General features: G+C 71.1%; 15 protein-coding genes and 3 pseudogenes. 6 read left to right on the top strand and 12 right to left on the bottom strand.

Going from position 1 to position 19,515, the window contains the following annotated elements; translation table 11 throughout:
- Nucleotides 1–4: 4 nt before the first annotated feature.
- Nucleotides 5–652 carry a transporter substrate-binding domain-containing protein gene (locus INP57_RS17125; RefSeq protein WP_200071252.1) on the bottom strand — a complete coding sequence of 216 codons (648 nt, stop codon included), beginning with the start codon at nt 650–652 and terminating at the stop codon, nt 5–7.
- A 522-nt stretch (nt 653–1,174) separates the two neighbouring features.
- Here INP57_RS17125 and edd point away from each other — a divergent pair.
- Nucleotides 1,175–3,031, top strand: a complete 1,857-nt coding sequence (edd, locus tag INP57_RS17120; protein ID WP_200071251.1) for a phosphogluconate dehydratase — start codon at nt 1,175–1,177, stop codon at nt 3,029–3,031.
- A 39-nt stretch (nt 3,032–3,070) separates the two neighbouring features.
- The gene (eda, locus tag INP57_RS17115; RefSeq protein WP_200071250.1) at nt 3,071–3,700 is read left to right on the top strand and encodes a bifunctional 4-hydroxy-2-oxoglutarate aldolase/2-dehydro-3-deoxy-phosphogluconate aldolase; all 630 of its coding nucleotides are present in this window, start codon (nt 3,071–3,073) and stop codon (nt 3,698–3,700) included.
- A gap of 123 nt (nt 3,701–3,823) precedes the next feature.
- Here eda and INP57_RS17110 read toward each other — a convergent pair whose 3' ends face one another.
- Complete coding sequence (locus INP57_RS17110; protein ID WP_200071249.1) at nt 3,824–4,531, bottom strand: HAD family hydrolase; 708 nt, start codon at nt 4,529–4,531, stop codon at nt 3,824–3,826.
- A gap of 160 nt (nt 4,532–4,691) precedes the next feature.
- On the opposite strand from INP57_RS17110, the gene INP57_RS17105 reads away from it, so the two are divergent.
- Entirely contained in the window at nt 4,692–5,213 is a 522-nt protein-coding gene (locus INP57_RS17105; RefSeq protein WP_200071248.1) for a GNAT family N-acetyltransferase, read from the top strand.
- 30 nt (nt 5,214–5,243) lie between these two features.
- On the opposite strand, the gene INP57_RS30525 is transcribed toward INP57_RS17105, so the two are convergent.
- The 5 genes and pseudogenes from INP57_RS30525 to INP57_RS17090 all read right to left on the bottom strand — a co-directional run bounded on the left by INP57_RS30525 (nt 5,244) and on the right by INP57_RS17090 (nt 9,033).
- Nucleotides 5,244–6,350: a regulatory protein RecX gene (locus INP57_RS30525; protein ID WP_200071247.1), complete on the bottom strand. Its 1,107-nt coding sequence runs from the start codon at nt 6,348–6,350 to the stop codon at nt 5,244–5,246.
- A gap of 11 nt (nt 6,351–6,361) precedes the next feature.
- Nucleotides 6,362–6,805 (bottom strand): annotated as a pseudogene (locus tag INP57_RS30220) (recombinase RecA family protein); the annotation flags it as partial.
- Nucleotides 6,806–7,027: 222 nt separating this feature from the next.
- A pseudogene (locus INP57_RS30520) lies at nt 7,028–7,600 on the bottom strand (LAGLIDADG endonuclease); the annotation flags it as partial.
- Nucleotides 7,601–7,642: 42 nt separating this feature from the next.
- Nucleotides 7,643–8,506 (bottom strand): annotated as a pseudogene (gene recA / locus INP57_RS30210) (recombinase RecA); the annotation flags it as partial.
- A 332-nt stretch (nt 8,507–8,838) separates the two neighbouring features.
- On the bottom strand, nt 8,839–9,033 hold the full coding sequence (locus tag INP57_RS17090; protein WP_200071245.1) for a DUF3046 domain-containing protein: 195 nt from the start codon (nt 9,031–9,033) through the stop codon (nt 8,839–8,841).
- Between the two features lie 45 nt (nt 9,034–9,078).
- Between INP57_RS17090 and INP57_RS30060 the strand changes: the two genes are divergently transcribed.
- The gene (locus tag INP57_RS30060) at nt 9,079–9,201 is read left to right on the top strand and encodes a hypothetical protein (protein WP_255520903.1); all 123 of its coding nucleotides are present in this window, start codon (nt 9,079–9,081) and stop codon (nt 9,199–9,201) included.
- Nucleotides 9,202–9,301: 100 nt separating this feature from the next.
- Complete coding sequence (locus tag INP57_RS17085) at nt 9,302–13,888, top strand: ATP-dependent helicase (RefSeq protein ID WP_200071244.1); 4,587 nt, start codon at nt 9,302–9,304, stop codon at nt 13,886–13,888.
- Here the strand turns inward: INP57_RS17085 and INP57_RS17080 are convergent, their stop codons facing one another.
- The 4 genes from INP57_RS17080 to INP57_RS17065 all read right to left on the bottom strand — a co-directional run bounded on the left by INP57_RS17080 (nt 13,889) and on the right by INP57_RS17065 (nt 16,623).
- On the bottom strand, nt 13,889–14,401 hold the full coding sequence (locus INP57_RS17080; protein WP_200071243.1) for a GNAT family N-acetyltransferase: 513 nt from the start codon (nt 14,399–14,401) through the stop codon (nt 13,889–13,891).
- A 71-nt stretch (nt 14,402–14,472) separates the two neighbouring features.
- Nucleotides 14,473–15,246, bottom strand: a complete 774-nt coding sequence (locus INP57_RS17075) for an arginase family protein (RefSeq protein ID WP_200071242.1) — start codon at nt 15,244–15,246, stop codon at nt 14,473–14,475.
- A 76-nt stretch (nt 15,247–15,322) separates the two neighbouring features.
- Entirely contained in the window at nt 15,323–16,132 is an 810-nt protein-coding gene (locus INP57_RS17070; protein WP_200071241.1) for a maleylpyruvate isomerase mycothiol-dependent enzyme family protein, read from the bottom strand.
- Nucleotides 16,129–16,623, bottom strand: coding sequence for an SAV_6107 family HEPN domain-containing protein (locus INP57_RS17065; protein ID WP_307850127.1), 495 nt, complete (start codon nt 16,621–16,623; stop codon nt 16,129–16,131). Before INP57_RS17065 ends, INP57_RS17070 begins: the two co-directional genes overlap by 4 nt.
- 409 nt (nt 16,624–17,032) lie before the next feature.
- Here INP57_RS17065 and INP57_RS17060 point away from each other — a divergent pair, with 409 nt between their 5' ends.
- The gene (locus tag INP57_RS17060; RefSeq protein WP_200071240.1) at nt 17,033–17,605 is read left to right on the top strand and encodes a GNAT family N-acetyltransferase; all 573 of its coding nucleotides are present in this window, start codon (nt 17,033–17,035) and stop codon (nt 17,603–17,605) included.
- 123 nt (nt 17,606–17,728) lie between these two features.
- Here INP57_RS17060 and INP57_RS17055 read toward each other — a convergent pair whose 3' ends face one another.
- Nucleotides 17,729–19,408, bottom strand: coding sequence for a DUF885 domain-containing protein (locus INP57_RS17055; protein ID WP_200071239.1), 1,680 nt, complete (start codon nt 19,406–19,408; stop codon nt 17,729–17,731).
- Nucleotides 19,409–19,515 lie beyond the last annotated feature (107 nt).

The following is a 19,515-nucleotide window of genomic DNA, read 5'->3' as shown; positions in this document are numbered from 1 at the left end:
CGGCTCAGCCCGGAGTCGCCTGCACCCCTTCGGGCGCGAGCGTCGCGTCGTAGGCGCGCTGCCAGCTGCCGTCCGCTACCGCGGTGCGCAGGGCCGCGTCGATCTGGTCGCGCAGCACGTCGTCGCCGGACTTGAGGCCGACGAACTGCTGTCCGCCGTCGGTGACCGCGTACGGACCGACCGCGGAGACGCCCTGCCGGGCCGGGTCGACGCCGCCGATCTGCAGGTCCACGCTGCCGCCTGCGAGCGCCTCGGATTGCAGGGTGGCCGGCAGCATGCGGAAGGAGACCTGGGTGGCGGGGTCCAGTCCGAGCTCTTGTGCGATGCGGCGCGCGATCTCCACGTCGAAGCCGCGGTATCCGCCCGCACCGTCGCGCGCGGCGAACTGCCGAGCGTCCGCGCGCAGGCCCACGAGGAGTTTGCCGCGCGTCCGGATCTGCTCCAGCGTCGGCGAGGTGTCCAGCTGGACGCCGCCGGGCGAAGGGACGGGGGCGGGGGCTTGCGGCGACGGACGCGCCGCCGGGGGCGGTGCACTCGCCTGACCGGTTTCGCCCTGATCGTGCCCAGTTCCCTGATTGACGCCGCCGCCTTGCCCGGAGCATCCGGCGAGCATTCCGATCGCCAACACCAACACCGCCACACCCGTGCGCATGCGCCCCATCCTGCCAGCACGCCCCGGCGGTTCGGTCAGGCGCGGTTCACCGGCCGTCGCGGAATGGGCGAAAAACTGCCTCTCGACGGTTTCCTGTCAGCATCAAGAATTGGCGATGCCGAACGTCTCGCGGAACATGTCCAAGTGGTTCCCGAGACCACTGGGACCGTCTCAGCGCGGTCAGGGTCAACCGGCGGCAACCGTTCGACGTCCGCGGCCGTTGCCGCGCGCCGCGGCCTTCGGCTGCGAACACGAGCAACGGTCTGCCGACTCCGCTGATCCGCACACGACGTCCGGACACTCCCCACCGCCATCCGGTCTTCGCTGGTCAGGCCATTGGCCGCGCACCGTACGGCGGCACGTCATCGGCCGTACATCCGCCGTTAACACTCGCAATCGGGTTCTGTATCGGTTTTGATTTCCGCGTCACAGCCGCTACTGTGGCTGCCGTCACGGAGATCAGAGGCGCCAGCGTCGTCGCCCTCGTGCGCAGCCAGCACCATTTGCGTCAGGAGGCGAGGAATGGCGACGCGAACGCCCATCCATCCCGTCGTGCGGCAGGTGACCGAACGCATCGCGAACCGCAGCGAGACCACCCGCCGCGCCTACCTCGAACGCATCGGCAACGCCGCCGCCGACGGGCCGGTGCGCGCCGGAATGCCGTGCAGCAACCTCGCGCACGGTTTCGCAGGCTGCAGCGGCGCCGACCGCATCGCCGTGCGCGGCGAGCGCAAACCCGGCGTGGCGATCGTGTCCGCCTACAACGACATGCTCTCCGCGCACCAGCCGTACGCGGAGTTCCCGGAGTGGATCAAGGACGCGGTGCGGCAGGCGGGCGGCGTCGCGCAGTTCGCCGGTGGCGTGCCCGCGATGTGCGACGGGATCACCCAGGGCCGCACCGGCATGGAGCTGTCGCTGTTCTCCCGCGACGTGATCGCGATGGCCACCGGCGTCGCGCTCTCGCACGAGATGTTCGACGGCGCGCTGCTGCTCGGGGTGTGCGACAAGATCGTGCCCGGGCTGCTGATCGGAGCGTTGGCCTTCGGCCACCTGCCCACGATCCTGGTGCCCGCGGGCCCGATGCCGTCCGGTCTGCCGAACGCCGAGAAGAGCCGCATCCGCCAGCTGTTCGCCGAGGGCAAGGCCACCCGCGAGGACCTGCTGGAAGCCGAGTCGGCCTCGTACCACTCCCCCGGCACCTGCACCTTCTACGGCACCGCCAACTCGAACCAGCTGGTCGTCGAGGTGATGGGCCTGCACCTGCCGGGTTCCAGCTTCGTCGCACCCGGCACACCGCTGCGGCAGGCCCTAACCGAAAAGGCTTCGCAGCGGGTCGTGGAGATTTCGAGTGGTCCCGAACGCACCGCGATCGGCGAACTGCTCGACGAGAAAGCACTGGTCAACGGAGTCATCGCGCTGCTGGCCACGGGCGGTTCGACGAACCACACGCTGCACCTGGTGGCCATCGCCGCGGCCGCGGGCATCGAACTGACCTGGGACGACTTCGCCGAGCTGTCCGCGGTGGTGCCCTCGCTGTCGAAGGTCTACCCGAACGGTTCGGCGGACATCAACCACTTCGCCGCCGCCGGAGGCGTGCAGACCCTGGTCGGCCAGCTGCTCGACGCGGGCTTGCTGCACCCGGACGTGCGCACCGTCGCCGGGTTCGGCTTGGACCGCTACCGGCAGCAGCCGTTCCTCGAAGACGGTGAACTGGTGTGGCGCGACGCCCCGGTCGAAAGCCTCGACCCCGAGGTGCTGCGCGGCGTGCACGAACCGTTCGCGCCGGACGGCGGGCTGCGGGTGCTGGACGGCAACCTCGGCCGCTCGGTCATCAAGGTCTCCGCGGTGAAGCCCGAGCACCGCGTGGTCACCGCACCCGCGCGGGTCTTCGACGACCAGCACGATTTCACCGCGCTGTTCAAATCCGGCGAGCTGGACCAGGACGTCGTGGTCGTCATCCGCAACCAGGGACCGCAGGCCAACGGGATGCCCGAGCTGCACGGGCTCACCCCCTCGCTTGGCGTGCTGATGGACCGCGGGCACCAGGTCGCGCTGGTCACCGACGGGCGGATGTCGGGAGCCTCCGGCAAGATCCCCGCGGCCATCCAGCTCACCCCGGAAGCCACCGCGGGCGGGCCGCTCGCCCGGGTGCGCGACGGCGACATGGTCCGGCTCGATGCCGAGCACGGAACCTTGGAAGTGCTGGTTCCCGACGCCGAGCTCGCCGCCCGCGAACCCGCGGCCGGGGTGCCTGCGATGCAGCACGGCACGGGTCGCGAGTTGTTCACGGCGTTCCGCGGCTCGGTCGGCCGCGCCGACCAGGGCGCTAGCGTGTTCGGGTCGCACCGCCGCACGGCGCCCAGCGATCTGCACGCCTGAACGGAAGTGATCCCGTTGAACCCGAGCGGAAGTGATCCCGTGAACACCGCCTCCGAGGTGCTCGACCTCAGCCCCGTGGTCCCCGTCGTTGCGCTGGACGACGCCGCGCACGCGGCGCCGCTGGGCCAAGCGTTGCTGCGCGGCGGCATCAAAACCATCGAAATCACCCTGCGCACCCCCGCCGGGTTGCCCGCCATCGAACGGCTCGCGGCGGAAGTCCCGGAGATCGTCATCGGCGCGGGCACCATCACCGAACCCGGGCAGGCCGACAAGGCGCGCCAAGCCGGGGCCCGCTACATCGTCACTCCCGGGGCGACCGACGAACTGCTCGACGACATCGAAGCCACCGGCCTGCCCTACCTCGCCGGGATCAGCACCGTGTCCGAGGCGATGCGGCTGGCCGCACGGGGTGCGACGGCGATGAAGTTCTTCCCCGCAGAACCCAGCGGCGGCGTGCCATACCTGAAGTCCATCGCCGGACCGCTGCCGCACCTGCGGTTCTGCCCCACCGGCGGGATCGACGCCGACAACGCCGCGCGCTACCTCGCACTGCCCAACGTCGGCTGCGTCGGCGGATCGTGGCTCGCCCCGAAATCACTGCTGGCCGCGGGCCAGTGGGGCCAGGTCGAGGCGCTGGCGCGGCAGGCGGCCGCGCTGGGACCGGCCTGACAGGGACAGTGCACAGCGTGGTGCACGGGGCTCAGCGGCGGACGGCGCTCCGCCGCTGAGCCGTTCCGGATTGTGCGAGCACGTACCGGCGATTGCGGGTCGCTGCTCTACGCCGTGACCTGCTCATCCGGCGTCGGCCGAGTGCTCAACCGCAAGATCCGTCAGGTGGTTCGTCTCGGCGGTGATGCGGGCGACGGCTTCGGCGATGTCCGCGGCGACCGGGACTCCGGCCGTCTCGAGGGAACGGCGGCTCATGACGCCGGTCGCGACCAGCACGCAGCCGGTGCCGGCTTCCGCGGCGGCCTGAGCATCGTCGAGCACGTCGCCGACGAGCACCACTTCCGCCGGGTCACGGGCGAGTTCGGCGAGGTGGCGCTTCAGATGAGCGGCCTTGGCGCCGCCGCCGACCTCGTCGCGCAGCCCGTCCACGCGCTCGAACAGCGAGTGCAGGTCGAGTTCGGTGACCAGCGCGACGAGCTCGTCGTGGAACCACATCGACAGCAAGGACTGGGTACGTCCGGCTTCGCCCCACTCCGCGAGGACGTCCGGCACGCCGGAAGCGAGTCGAGCGGTGTGCAGCAGCTCCCGATAGGACCCGTGGTAAAGCTCCTCGAGATGCGTCCATTCGGCATCGGTGAGCGTGCGATCGAGCAGCCGCTCGTAGCAGTGCACCAGCGGGCGGCTGAAGATGGACCGCCAGTGCTCCAGATCGATGCGCTCCCGGCCGAACGCCGTGCACACCTCGTTCACCGCCGCTACCACGGCGTCGTTGTCGTCGAGCAGCGTGCCGTTCCAGTCCCACACGATGTGCGGCGCCGACTGCGCGCGCATAGCTCCCCCGTAAAGATCGACCGGCAACGTTCGTGCACCCTACCGAAGGACCGCGATCCGCCAGCGGTACCGAGACCAGCCACACCGGACAAGCCACGGACCGGGCGAGCCACGGACTGGGCGAGCCACGGACTGGGCGAGCGCGGACAGGAGCCGATCGTTGAGCTACGGACACCGCCTGGCGACCCGTGACGATCTACCGGCGATCGTCGACATCTACAACAGCTCGATCCCGGACAAGACCAGCACGTGCGATTTGGAGCCGGTCACGGTCGCCGACCGGACCCCGTGGTTCGACGCCTCGGACCCGCGAATCCGGCCGATCTGGGTCGGCTACGAATCGGACGCACCGCAGGTGGTGACCGGTTACCTGTCTTTCGACCGGTTCTTGAACGGTCGGCCCGGGTACGACGTGACCGCAGACATCGCGGTGTACCTGCATCCGGAACACCGCAGCGGCGGGCAGGGCAGCCACCTGCTGGGCGAAGCGGTCCAGCACGCGCCCGAGCTCGGCGTGCGGAACCTGGCCGCGAGCATCTTCGCCAGCAACGAGGCCAGCATCCGGCTCTTCCTACGGCACGGCTTTCAGCGATGGGGATTGCTGCCGGAAGTGGCCGATCTGGGCGGCGTGGTGCGGGATCTGGTTTTCATGGGACGGCCGGTGGGTGCGCCTCGGTCGTGACGTCCGGGCGAGGCGGGAGCGCCCGGACGGTCAGGGTGTGTCGAGCTCGCCGGAACCGCCGTTCAACCCGGCATTTTCGAGTTCTTCCTTGCACACCCGGAAAGCCAGGCCCTCCGGGTATCCCTTGCGGGCGAGCATGGCGACCATGCGGCGCAGCAGTTTCGTCGAATCGTCGGCGCGGGAGGTGCGCAGCTTGCGGCGGACCAGCTCACGCGCACGTTCCTCCTCCGCTTCGGAGTCCACACTGGACAGAGCTTCGTTCACCAGCTCCTCGCCGACGCCCTTGCGGCGCAGTTCGTAGCCGAGAGCCTTGCGCCCCAGACCTTGGTTGCGCTGGCGTTCCTGCACCCACGCTGCGGCGAACTCCGCGTCGTCGACCAAGCCGGCGTCGATGAACTTCTGCAGCACCGCATCGGCGATGTCTTCGTCGATCTCCTTGCGCAGCAATGCCTGCCGGAGTTCGGAACGGCTGCGGGCACGCACCGCCAGCAGGCGATAGACGACGTCCCTGGCCTGCGCCTCCGGGGACTGCTCTTCCTCCGCGGGCGCTGCCTTCTTGCCGGTGCGCTCCCGCCGCGAGGATCGTTCCTCCTGCGCGGGCCGGTGCGCACGCTCATTCCGCTTGTTTTTTCGCGAGCTGCCGCTCCCCGTGGACGCACGGTCCGGCGGGTGCTCCGCGGATGCGTCGGGCTCGGGCGATCGGTCGCCGGAATCGGGATCGCCGGAATCGGGGTCGCCGCCGGAGGTGCCGCGACCTCCGCCAGTGCGGCCTCGCCGCGATTCCCGCTGCTCGCGCGGCAACGTTTCCCCTGACGAGGAGACCGAATCGCGACGGGAGCGGGCACCGGCCAGCCGGTCGGCGCCCGCCAGCTCATCGCGTGCGGCGACTCCCGGGTGCCGTTCCGCCGGATCGCTCGCCTCGGTGGAAGTCGACGGCGACGCGTCCGGCTCCGTGCTCCGCCACACGCCACCGGACGGCGTGCCGCGCCGCGGTCGCGGGCCCGGCCTGGTGCGTGGCGGCTCCTCCGACCCGGCCGGGAAGTCCGGCCACGGCGAAGGTTCCGGCCACGACCAGGACTCGGCGCCTTCGCCGTCCGGGGACTCGGGCTCGGGTTGAGCGAAATCCTGCTCGCGCATGATCCGCGCGATCAGAACTCGACGGGAGCGGGGTCGCCTTCTTCCTCGTCCACCTTGGCCCCGATGCCCAGCTTCTCCTTGATCCGCTTCTCGATCTCGTTGGCCACGTCCGGGTTGTCCCGCATGAACTTGCGGGCGTTCTCCTTGCCCTGGCCGAGCTGATCGCCTTCGTAGGTGTACCAGGCACCGGACTTGCGGATGATGCCCTGCTCCACGCCCATGTCGATCAGCGAGCCCTCCCGGCTGATCCCGACGCCGTAAATGATGTCGAACTCGGCCTGCTTGAACGGCGGCGCGGTCTTGTTCTTCACCACCTTCACCCGCGTCCGGTTGCCCACCGCGTCCGAACCGTCCTTCAACGTCTCGATCCGCCGCACGTCCAACCGCACCGACGAGTAGAACTTCAACGCCTTGCCACCGGTCGTGGTCTCCGGCGAGTTGTGCACCATGACGCCGTCGACGAAGTAGTTGTGGTTGCCCTCGACCTCGATGTCGAACCGATGCGTGCTCCGCGTCTGCGGTTTGACGTGGACGTCGAGCACCCGGGACGGGACCAGCCGCTGCTCGGGCTCGCCGAACTGCGGCGTCACCGAGAACTTGCCCTGGTAGCGCGGCAGCAGCTTGTACTGCATGGACGGGTGCACGTACGGCGCGATCAGCTCCTGGAACTCGGCGGTGGCCGCCGTGGAGAACTGCAACACCGCGATCCGGCGCTGGCCGCGGCTGGTCAGCTTCACGTTCAAGCCGTACGTGTCGTGCAGGTACGCGACCAGCCGCTCGCGGCTGCCCGGGCTCATCGCCTCGACGCAGATCTCGGCACGGCCACTGCCACCCTGGGTGCGCTGTTGCACTCCCTTGGAACGGAGCGTGAAGCAGCCGTCGTCCATGTACCAGACCGCCAGGGCCAGCGGGGTCAATGCCTTGAGGTAGTCCCAGGACAGGTGCTTCTTGCCATCGCCGAAGTACACCGCCTCGTGCAGTTCGCGCAGCTCCGGAAGCGGGCGGAAGTCGGCGAACGCGGCGCCCCGGGAATCTTCGGTCCGGCTGTGCCCGACGTTGCCCAGTAGCTCGGCCTTCCAGTCCAGGTAGGCCGCCTGCGCTGCGCCGTGGCCCATGCGGAACCGCACGCCGTTGCGGTCCCTGCGGTTCGGCGAGAGGTTGCCATCACCCATCACCGCACCGAGCACCATCTGCAGCTGCTGATCGCTGAGCAAGTGTTCTTCGGAGGTCAGCACGCGGTCGCCCGCGATCAGTTCGCCCGCCTCGCGCCATCCGCCGGGGGTGCGGATCAGGTGATTCGCGGTCGCGGCGAACTGGGAACGACCGTTGCCGCCGGAGCGCTCCACCGTGAACTGGAGGAATTCGTCCGTCGGCCCGTTGTCGAACCAGTTCACGATCCGGCGCGGCACGACCTGGTTCTTCTCCGGGTCGTAGGAGAGCACCTCGACGTCGAGCCGCTGGTTGACGATCTTGCCGATCTTCTCCTGCGACCCGTCCGCCAGCGTCACGCGCGTCGAATAGTGCATGCAGCCGAACATGACGCCGACTTTTTCGCGGAGCTGGTTGATGAAGATGGCGGTGGTCTTGGCGTTGTAGAGGGCCGAGGTGAGCTTGCGCAGGGCCTGGCTCATCAGGCGGGCCTGCAGGCCGACGTGGCTGTCGCCCATTTCGCCCTCGATCTCGGCGCGCGGCACCAGCGCGGCGACCGAGTCGATGACGATGCAGTCCAGCGCGCCGGAGCGGATCAGCATGTCCGCGATCTCCAGCGCCTGCTCCCCGGTGTCCGGCTGGGCCACCAGCAGCGCGTCGGTGTCCACGCCGATCGCCTTGGCGTACTCGGGATCCAGCGCGTGCTCGGCATCGATGAACGCCGCGGTGCCGCCGAGTTGCTGGGCGCCCGCCACCGCGTGCAGCGCGACCGAGGTCTTACCGCTGCTCTCCGGGCCGTAGACCTCGACGATGCGCCCACGCGGCAGACCGCCGATACCCAGTGCCACGTCTAGCGAGATGGATCCGGTCGGGATGACCTCGACCGGTGCCCGCGACTCCTCGCCGAGCCGCATCACCGATCCCTTGCCGTACTGCTTGTCGATCTGGGCCAGGGCGAGTTCGAGCGCCTTGCCCTTGTCCTGGCCCTTGTCCGGTGTCGATGCCATCGGGGTCCACCTTGGTCACGTCGAACTTCGTCGGATCGGAACCGACGCTACGGGGTGGGACCGACACTCCGGCCGCCTGGCCGACCTACCGCGCGACGAGCACCGGGCGGCCGGGAGGCGGCGAACATCGGGGTTCGATCCGCACTTGCGATCTTAGACGAACGGATGTTCGATCATCGAGCCGACACGCCGGTTCCGCCACCCGGGCGTGTGAAGAATCAGCGCCGGACGAGATCAACGCCGTGCCGGGCACCCGGTCAGCGCCGTGCCGGAGGCACCGATCCAGCGCCGTGCCGGAGGCACCGATCCAACGCCGCGCCGGAGGCACCGGTTCAACGCCGCGCCGCGGGCACCTCGAAGACCTCGCACAACGTCTCCCACACCTGCTTCGGCGACATCCCGGACTCCAGCGCCTCATCGGCCGTGCGCCCGCCGAGCTGGGACATCACGTGGTCCTGGGCGAGCATTTCGGCGCGGATCCGGCCGAACTCCTCGGCCATGCGCCGACGGAAATCGGTGTGTCGCATCGCCGGCCAGCCTACTGGCGCCCGCCGGCGGCGTACGGTCGTGGTGTGCTGCTGCAAGCCGACCCGACCGGCCTGTCCGGCCCGCTCGGGCAGTTGGTGATCGCGGCGATGCTGCTGGTCGCGATCATCGTCGCGCTGCGCTGGTTCTGGGACCGGCGCAACCGCTGAGCCCCGCTCCCGCCCGCCGCACGACGGCGCCTTCGAGACCATCCGGCCCGCGCCCGCCGGGAATCGCCGGACTGTCGGTCCCGTGGTCCAGCATGGAGGGGTGAGCGACGTGCTGGACGGATTCTCCCCCGAAACCCGCGAATGGTTCCGGGGCGCGTTCCACGCGCCGACGCAGGCCCAGGCCGGTGCGTGGCAGGCGATCAACGAGGGCGAGCACGCCCTGGTGGTGGCGCCGACCGGTTCGGGCAAGACGCTGGCGGCGTTCCTGTCCGCGCTGGACGGGTTGGCCGCCGCGGGGCCGCCGCAGGACCCGAAGCAGCGGTGCCGGGTGCTGTACGTCTCGCCGCTGAAAGCGCTGGCGGTGGACGTGGAGCGGAACCTGCGGGCGCCGCTGACCGGCATCCGGCAGGCGACGCAGCGCCGTGGCGGCGCGATGCCCGAGATCCGCGTGGGGATGCGCACCGGCGACACTCCGGCCGATCAGCGGCGCGCGTTCGCGCGGACGCCGCCGGACGTGCTGGTGACCACTCCGGAGTCACTGTTCTTGCTGCTCACCTCGGCCGCGCGGGACTCGCTGCGCGGGGTGGAGACGGTGATCGTGGACGAGGTGCACGCCGTGGCGGGCACCAAGCGCGGGGCGCACCTGGCGTTGTCCCTGGAGCGGCTGGACGAGCTGCTGGCCACCCCGGCGCAGCGCATCGGGCTCTCGGCGACGGTGCGGCCGGTGGACGAGGTGGGCACCTACCTCACCGGTGGGCGCCCGGTGCGCGTGGTGCAGCCAGAGCATCCCAAGCAGGTGCAGGTCAGCGTCGAGGTGCCGGTGCCGGACATGGCCGAACTCGGGCAGCCGACCGGCGAGGTGGAGGGCCCGGCGGCGGGCGCCGAGCAGCACACCTCCATCTGGCCGTCGGTGCAGCAACGGGTGCTGGAGCTGATCGAGGCGCACCGCTCGACGATCGTGTTCGCGAACTCGCGGCGGCTGGCCGAGCGGCTGACCGCGGGGATCAACGAGCTGGCCACCGAGCGCGCGGGCGAGTCGGCCGAGCCCGAGCGGTTCCCCGCGGAGGCGGTCGGCGGTTCGGGGATCACCACCGGTGCGGCGGTGACGGTGGCCCGGGCGCACCACGGCTCGATGTCGAAGGAGCAGCGCTCCTCGGTGGAGGAGGAGCTCAAGTCCGGCGAGCTGCCGTGCGTGGTGGCGACCTCCTCGCTGGAGCTGGGCATCGACATGGGCGCGGTGGACCTGGTGGTGCAGGTCGAGACGCCGCCGAGCGTCGCTTCCGGGTTGCAGCGGGTCGGCCGCGGCGGGCACCAGGTGGGCGCGGTTTCGCGCGGGGTGGTGTTCCCGAAGTTCCGCGGTGACCTGGTGGGCTGCGCGGTGGTCGCGGAGCGGATGGCCGACGGCCTGATCGAGGCGCTGGCGTTTCCGCGCAATCCGCTGGACGTGCTGGCCCAGCACGTGGTGTCGATGGTGGCGATGGACGCCTGGCCGCTGGAGTCGCTGGCGCGGGTGGTGCGTCGGTCCGCGCCGTTCGCGGGATTGCCGGATTCGGCGTTGCACGCGGTGCTGGACATGCTCGCCGGGCGCTACCCGAGCGAGGAGTTCGGGGAGCTGCGGGCGCGCATCGTGTGGGACCGGGTGCAGGACGAACTGCGCGCGCGCCCGGGTGCGCAGCGGCTCGCGGCGACTTCGGGCGGCACGATCCCGGATCGCGGGTTGTTCACCGTGACCACGCCGGGCGACGAGGAGGCTGGCCGCGGCGGCGTGCGGGTCGGTGAGCTGGACGAGGAGATGGTCTACGAGTCGCGGGTGGGCGACACGTTCCTGCTGGGCACCTCGTCGTGGCGGGTCGAGGACATCACGCACGACCGGGTCGTGGTGGTGCCCGCGCCGGGTCAGCCCGCGCGGATGCCGTTCTGGAAGGGCGATTCGCCGGGGCGGCCGCTGGAGCTGGGCCGCGCGCTGGGCGCGTTCGTGCGCGAGGTTTCGGCCGCGGATCGGGAGACGGCGAGCGCCCGGGTCCGGCAGGCCGGGCTGGACGACTGGGCGCGGGACAACCTGCTGGCCTACCTGGCCGAGCAGCGGCAGGCGACGCGGCACGTGCCGGACGACCGGACGATCGTGGTGGAGCGGTTCCGCGACGAGCTGGGCGACTGGCGGATGGTGGTGCACTCGCCGTTCGGCGCGCAGGTGAACGGCCCGTGGGCGCTGGCGGTCGGCGCGCGGTTGCGCGAGCGGCGGGGCATCGATCCGCAGGTTGCGTCCTCGGACGACGGAATCGTGGTGCGGCTGGCGGACGCGCTGGACGAGTCCGGGGCGGACGTGCTGCCGAGCGCGGAGGACGTGCTGCTGTCCCCGGACGAGGTGCAGCAGGTGGTGACCGACGAGGTCGGTGGCTCGGCGTTGTTCGCGGCGCGGTTCCGCGAGTGCGCGGCGCGGGCGTTGTTGTTGCCGCGGCGGGATCCGCGCAAGCGCTCGCCGTTGTGGCAGCAGCGGCAGCGGGCGGCGCAGCTGCTGTCGGTGGCCGCGCAGTACGAGCAATTTCCCATCGTGCTGGAGGCGATGCGGGAGTGCTTGCAGGACGTTTACGACGTGCCGGGGCTCACGGAGCTGATGTCGCAGGTCGCCGCCCGCAAGGTGCGGGTGGTGGAGGTGGAGACGCAGTCGCCGTCGCCGTTCGCGCGCAATCTGCTGTTCGGCTACATCGGCATGTTCCTGTACGAGACGGATGCGCCGTTGGCGGAGCGGCGGTCGGCGGCGTTGAGCCTGGATTCGACGTTGCTGGCGGAGCTGCTGGGTTCGGAGGCGCTGCGGGAGCTGCTGGATCCGGACGTGGTCGTGGAGGTCGAGTCGCAGCTGCAGCGGCTCGATCCGGAGCGCCGCGCCAAGGACGTCGAGTCCGCTGCGGACCTACTGCGGTTCCTGGGTGATCTGTCCACTGCGGAGGCTCAGGAGCGCGGTGTCCAGCCGGAGTGGCTGGAACAGCTGCGGGCGCAGCGCCGGGTGCTGGCGGTGCGGATCGCCGGTGAGCAGCGGTGGATCGCGATCGAGGACGCGGGCAAGGTGCGCGACGCGCTGGGCGTGGCGTTGCCGGTCGGGGTACCGGAGGCGTTCACCGAGCCGGTCGCGGATCCGTTGGGGGAGCTGCTGATCCGGTACGCGCGGTGCCGCGGCCCGTTCACCGCGGAGTCGGCGGCGCGGCGATTCGGCCTCGGTGTCGCGGTGGTGCACGGCGTGCTGGACCGGCTGACCGGTTCCGGACGGTTGGTCAGCGGTGAGCTGCGGCCGTTGGAAGCCGGCGGCGGGCGCGGTGTCGAGTACTGCGACGCGGAGGTCTTGCGGCGGCTGCGGCGGGCATCGCTGGCACGGTTGCGGGCCGAGGTGGAGCCGGTCGAGCCGGCGGCGCTGGGGCGGTTTCTGCCCGCATGGCACGGGGTCGGTGCCCGGCTACGTTCCGCGCCGACGGTGGATGACGTGTACTCGGTGGTGGAGCAGCTCGAGGGTGCGCCGGTTCCGGCCAGTGCGCTGGAGTCGTTGGTGCTGCCTGCTCGGTTGCCGGGTTATTCACCCGCGTTGCTGGATGAACTCACTTCGACCGGTGAGGTCACGTGGGTCGGTTCCGGCGCGTTGGCCGGGGGTGACGGATGGATCGCGCTGGCGCCGACGGATGTCGCGGATCTGTTGTTGCCGGATCTGCCGGAGGACGCGCAGCGCACTCCGCTGCACGAAGCGTTGTTGTCCACTTTGGAGGGTGGCGCGCAGTTCTTCCGCGCGCTGGCCGATCGGGCGGCGGCGCTGCTGGTGGAGCGCGGGGAGGAGGCTCCGGCCGACGACGCTGTGATCACGGCGTTGTGGGACCTGGTGTGGTCGGGTGCGGCCACCAACGACACGTTGGCTCCGTTGCGCGCGGTGGTGTCCGGGAAGGGCGCGGCGCACAAGCCGCGGCGCAACGCGCCGCGCGGACGATATGCGCGGTTGCGTGCGGGTCGGCCGTCGATGCCCAGCCGCAGCGGTCCGCCCACGGTCTCCGGCCGGTGGTCGCTGGCTCCTTCCCCGGCGGCGGAGCCGACGAAGCGGGCGCACGCGCGGGCGGAGTCGTTCTTGGAGCGGCACGGCGTGCTGACCCGGGGCGCGTTGGAGACCGAGCGGGTCAGCGGCGGTTTCTCCGCGGTGTACAAGGTGTTGCGGGCGATGGAGGAGTCCGGGCGTTGCCGCCGCGGCTACGTGGTCGAGGGCCTCGGCGCGGCGCAGTTCGCGGTGCCGGGCGCGATCGACCGGGTGCGGGCGATGTCGCGGCAGGCGGGCGAAGCGGAATCCGGCGAGGCCGTGGTGCTCGCCGCCGCCGATCCGGCGCAGCCTTACGGTGCTGCGTTGCCGTGGCCGGACGCGGTGGGTGACACCCGGCACCGGCCCGGCCGCAAGGCTGGTGCGCTGGTGGTGCTGGTGTCCGGCTCGGCGGCGCTTTACGTGGAACGCGGCGGGAAGTCGCTGCTGTCGTTCACCGCGGACGAGTCGGTGTTGCGCAGCGCGGCCGAGGGGTTGGCCCGTGCCGTGCGGGAAGGCTGGCTGGAGCAGTTGGCGGTGCAGCGCACCGACGGCGAGGGCGCGTTGGGGTCGCGGATGGCCGACATCCTCACCGAGGCGGGTTTCCGCGCCACACCGAAGGGTTTGCGGCTGCGCGCGTGATCACAGCTCGTCGAACGGCGCCGCATAGCGGAATGTTCCGGTGAGGTCCGGGGTGTGCGTCGTGAGCGGGCGGGTCTGGAAGTGCTCGGCCCAGCTCGGGTCGGGTGGTGCGATGCCGTCCTGCTGCGCGGGCCGGAAACCGAAGCGCGGGTAGTAGTCGACGTGGCCGAGCAGCGCGACGAGCGGTTCGCCCCGCGCGTCGGCGGCGGCGAGCACCGCGTGCATCAGCCCGGTGCCGATGCCGCTGCGCTGGACTGCGCGGAGCACGCCGATCGGGCCGAGTCCCAGCGCCGGGCGGTCGCCGACGTATCCCCTGGTCGCAACGACGTGGCCGACGACGGCGGCGCTGTCGTCGACGGCGACGATGGACAGTTCCGGGATCCAGCCCTCGTCCGCGCGCAACGCCTCCACAAGTCCCGGTTCCGCGGGCGTCGCGTCGCCGTCGGCGAAGGCGTCGGTGTGCACGGCGCGGATCGCGTCGACGTCGGAGGGCAGTTCTCGCCTGAGCAGCATCATCGAACCGTGCCAACCCGCCCGGCGGGCGGCAATCGAATTTCGGCGCTGATGCGAGCCTCGGCACGGCTTCACCCGCTGTTGCGCACGGCGTCCACGAGTTCGTCGAGCAACCGTGCCCTGGTGGCGATCTCGTGCTCGTCGCGTGCCGGATACCAGGGGCACGCGATGTCGACGGCGACCACGCGTCCGGTGGCCAGCACTCGGCGAGCGGCGTCGACCACCGTGCTGCGCGAGGGGCCGTTCGGCACCGGGAAGCGCAACCCGGCCAACTCGCCGCAGTCGATCACGTCGACATCGATGTGCAGGACGATCGGCCCGGCAGGCAGCGCCTCCTGCAGTTCCTCGACACCGCACCGGCGCAGGTCGCTCCGGGACAGGTAGTCGACCTCGGGCGGGTCGAGGTCGCGGGCGTCGACCAGCAACGCGCGCCGTTCGGCAGGCGACCGCAGTCCGAGCGGCTCGGCGAGCCGTTCCGGATGTGCGCCCAGCACCAGCCGCAACGCCATGCCGCCGAGGTAGCCGGAGGCCGAGGTGTGCGAGGTGTGCACGTCGCCGTGCGCGTCGAACCAGACGACGGCGGGGTCCGATCCCGCGCGCTGCGCGCCGGTGATCGTGGCGGCAGCGACGAGGCAGTCCCCGGACACGACCGCGGGCACGTCGTCGGCCGCTAGCCGCTCGGCGACGCGGTTCGCCACCCTCTCGTACAGGGCGACCAGGCGAGGCCAGACATCGCCGTCCGGCAACATGGCCTCGACCGTCTCGGCGCCCAGCGGCGCAGCAAGCGGGATCGTCCGCTCCGGCAACCTCTCGTCCTGGTGGTAGGGCACGAGCAAGATCGTCACGGCCGCACGGTAGGCCCGTCATCGTGCCGAGCGCACGTTGATTTCCACAGCCGCACAGCCTTTCAGCGCGCCCCCTTCAACGAGTCGCGAGCCGGAGCAGTCCCCAGAGCTGGGCGATGGCGTCCCGATCACCGGCCGTCCGCACCGCGCGGTCCGGCAGCCGACCCCACAACCAGAGGTACACCGCCGCCGGGTCACCGGTGACCAGCCCGTCGGCGGAGACCGACTTGCCGTCGGTGGTCCGCCGCACGACGGTGCGCCGCTGATCGGCGTACACCAGCCACTCCGCCCCGGCCGTGGACAGGCCGACCGAGCAGGGTCTGGTCGAGGTGATGCCGACGGCGTGCAGGCGATAGCCCAGCCACAACCGCAGCACCTCGTCGATCCCGTCCAGCGCGACATCGGCGTCGATCGGGGTCATCTCCACCGCGGCCGCTGTCTGCACGTCCACCCGGTGCACCGTTGCGGCGTGCAGCAGCCTGCGGACCCAGAACCGCACGGTGTGCTCCTCCGGCCACCACGTCGGGCACGCCTCGTCCGGCGCGCGGGTGCCGAACTCGGCGAGCAGTTCGGCCAGCCGGGCAGTGCATTGCCGGGTCACCGCCCGCAGCGTCGCCGGCTCCGGAACCGCCGCGGAACGCGCCTGCTCGGCGGCGCCCATCCAGGTCAGCGCGTCCTCGCAGACCCCGCTGAGGTAGCGGACGGTTTCGGTGGCGGTGCGGCCGGACGCCCCGCCGACCGGAGCGTCCGGGTGCACGTCGTGCGTGGCGGCGGTGAGCAACTGCCCCTCGACGCCGATCAGGTCGAGCATCCGGCCGTGGTCGATGGACAGCTCCGGAGGCGCCGCGCAGCCCGATTCGGGTTCCTCGGGAACGCTCCGGCTCATCGCACCGACCCCGACAGGCTGCGCTGAACCACCGCGACGAACTCGCCCGCGTGCCGCAACGAGATGTCCGCCTCCCCCGGCGTCACGCCCGGGCTACCGGCCTCGGCCGCGGCGCGCCGGACCGATCGGTCCGCGAAGTGCGCCGACCATTCGCGCAGTTCCGGTGCGACTTCGGTGAGCTGGCTCCACACGCCGCCCGACCGCCCGCGGCAGGGTCTGCCCCGGGTTCGGCGCCAGGAGCGGGAAACCAGCACCGCCGTCGCGGCCCGCAACGCGGCGAGGTGCGCCAACACGTAGCGGTCGGCCGGTTTCGCCGATTGTTCGGCATCGCGCAGGCAAGCCCGCCCCTGCTCCAGCAGGGACGCCGCCCCCGGCGGCGGTGGCGGACCGGCCGGTCCGGACGATCCTGGCGATACGGGCGATCCGTCGCCCGGGCTGCGCGGGACGGGAATGGACACCGGCAGGGACATCAGCTTTCTCCTCTCGGTCACGACGGGCTCCGCGAATCCGCGGAGTTGCCGGTCAGGTGCTCGAACCGGGGGGAAGCCGGTCGTCCGGCGGCGGGGTGCTTCCCCCACCCCACCGCCGGACGTGCGTGCGAACCGAAGTCGACCGCACTGGATCGACAGCCGATCGATGGCAGATCGACAAGCGATGACAAGCCACCGACAGAGCGATCGAAACTCGAGCGATCGAACTCGAGCACTCCACTCGGGCGATCGAACCTCAGTTCGACAAGCTCCAGAGTAGACCGATCGGAGCCCGGACTCAACACTTGAGCAATAGATCACCTGTTCGAGTAATGCCCGCTCCGATGCGATCACCAGCGCCGACACCGGCAGCGGAATTGATCAAGGCCGGGACGCACGGCCCCTTGCCGCACCCTCTAGTGTTCAGCTCGTGACAGCCGCGCCCGCCCCCCGCTTCGACCGCCTCGTCGAGCTCACCACCGACGAGCTCAGAGCCCGCCTGGCCGAAGCCCTGCAGGTGTACGTGGAGGCGATGAACTACCCGCCGCTGACCGCGCAGCAACGCGCTCCCATGTGGTCGGCGCACATGCTGCGCGCGGGATGGCGCTGCATCGGGGCGTTCAACACCGCGGACGAGCTGATCGGCATCGGCTACGGCTATCTCGGCGTGCCCGGCCAGTGGTGGCACGAGCAGGTCTTCCGCGGCATGCTCAGCACCCACTCGCAGGCCGAGGCCGAGCACTGGATGCACGACTACTTCGAGCTCACCGAGCTGCACGTGCGCCCGGACAGCCAGGGCGGCGGCCTCGGCGAAACGATCCTGCGGCGGCTGCTGGACGGCGCGCCCGGCCGGGCGGTGCTGCTGTCCACCCCGGAAGGTCCGACGCGGGCCTGGACCTTGTACCGCCGCGTCGGATTCGCCGACCTGCTGCGGCACTACCGGTTCACCGGCGACCCACGACCGTTCGCGGTCCTCGGCCGCGGCCTTCCGCTGGAGGGCTGAAGATCCTCAGAGACCGTCTTCCAACCTGGCGACCCGAGTGTGCCAGGAGCTCTGTCTTGTCAGCGGCGGAGCCGCTGAGGTTCCGCCGCTGAACCCTCGCAAAACAAGATCAAAGACAAGTGATCAGAGTTCGGCGAGTTGTTCGCGCAGGGTGTCGAGGCCCATCGAACCCAGCTGCAACGCCCGCCGGTGGAAATCCTTGGCGTCGAACGCCGCTCCGTAGCGCGCCCGCGCCTCGTCCCGCGCCGCGCGCCACAACCGCTCCCCGACCTTGTACGACGGCGCCTGCCCCGGCCAGCCCAGGTAGCGGTCGATCTCGTCGTGCACGTGCGCGGGGTCGGCGACGGTGCGGGTGAGCAGGAATTCCGAACCCAGCTCCGGAGTCCAGCGCTCCCCCTCGTGGAACCCGCAGCCCGCGGGCAGCTCCAGCTCCAGGTGCATCCCGATGTCCACCACCACGCGCGCGGCCCGGAACAGCTGGTCGTTGAGCATCCCGAACAGGTCCCCGTCGTCGGTGATGTAGCCGAGTTCGCGCATCAGCCGCTCCGCGTACAGCGCCCAGCCCTCGGCGTGCCCGGAGACGATGCACGCCAGCCGCTGGAACTTGTTCAGCAGGTGCGACTGGTACACCGCCGTGGCGACCTGCAGGTGATGACCGGGCACGCCCTCGTGGTAGACGACGGTGGTTTCCCGCCAGGTCGGGAAATCCTCGCGGTCGGAGGGCACCGACCACCACATCCGGCCGGGCCGGGTGAAGCCGTCGGTCGGGCCGGTGTAGTAGGCGCCGACCCCGCCGCCCGGCGGCGCGATGCGGCATTCCAGCGCCATCAGCTCGTCGGGGATGTCGAAGTGCGTGCCGCGCAGGTCGTGCAGCGCTTGGTCGGACAACCCCTGCGCCCACTGGCGCAGCACTTCCTGGCCGCGCACGCGGTAGCGCGGGTCGTTGTCCAGCTCGGCGGCGGCTTCGGCGAGGGTGGCGCCGGGGTGGATGCGGTGGGCGACCTCCTTCATCTCCGCTTCGATGGCGGCGAATTCGGTCCAGCCCCACTCGTAGGTCTCGCGCAGGTCCAGTTCCGCGCCGGTGAAAAAGCGCGACCACAACCGGTACCGCCGCTCGCCGACCGCGTCGGCTTCCGGGGCCTTCGCCAGCAGCTCGTCGCGCAGGAAAGCGGCGAACTCCGCGTAGGCACCGGCGGCGGCTTCGGCGGCCGCGTCCAGCTCGCCGCGCAACGCGCCGACGCCTTCGGCCCGGCCGACCATCCCGGCGAAGAAGGAGTCACCGCCGCGCGAACCGGCCCAGGTCTCGCACTGCTCGGCGACCCGCCGCACCTGGCGGGCGGCGGAGACGTTGCCCTGCGCGGCGGCTTCGCGCAGGCCCTCGCTGAGGTTCGCCAGCGCCTCCGGCATCTTCTCCAGCCTGCGGGCGATGGTGCGCCACTGCTCCGGCGTCTCCGCCGGCATCAGGTCGAAGATCTGGCGCAGGTTCTGCACCGGGCTGGCGATGACGTTCAGCGCCGCCATGTCCTCACCCGCGTCGTGCAGCTCGACGTCCAGTCCGACCCGCTCCTCGAACACCGCCTTCGCCGCGCGCTCCCCTGCGTCGGCGGGCTCGGCCGCGCGCATCTCGGCCAGCGCCCGGCGGGCCAGTTCGCCGCGAGCGCGGTGGCCGGCGGGCGAGTAGTCGGTCAGCAGCTCATCACCACCCGGAAGGCCGAGCGCGGTGGCCTCGATCGGGTCCAACGCGGCGAGTTCCTCCACGTACCGGTCGCTGATCTGGTGCACGCCACTGCGCTCGGATGCCATGCGGCGCAGGTTATCGCGTCCGCGACGGGCCCAGCACCACCTTTCGTGACCAGCGACGATCACCTCCGCCGCGCGCAATCGGCGAGCCGCGCGAAGCGGTGCCAGCA

The sequence above is a fragment of the Saccharopolyspora galaxeae genome (assembly GCF_016526145.1).
In the GTDB taxonomy this organism is placed as follows: domain Bacteria; phylum Actinomycetota; class Actinomycetes; order Mycobacteriales; family Pseudonocardiaceae; genus Saccharopolyspora_C; species Saccharopolyspora_C galaxeae.
Note: the sequence above shows the minus strand (reverse complement) of the source record. Positions and strands in the feature narration are given on the sequence as shown.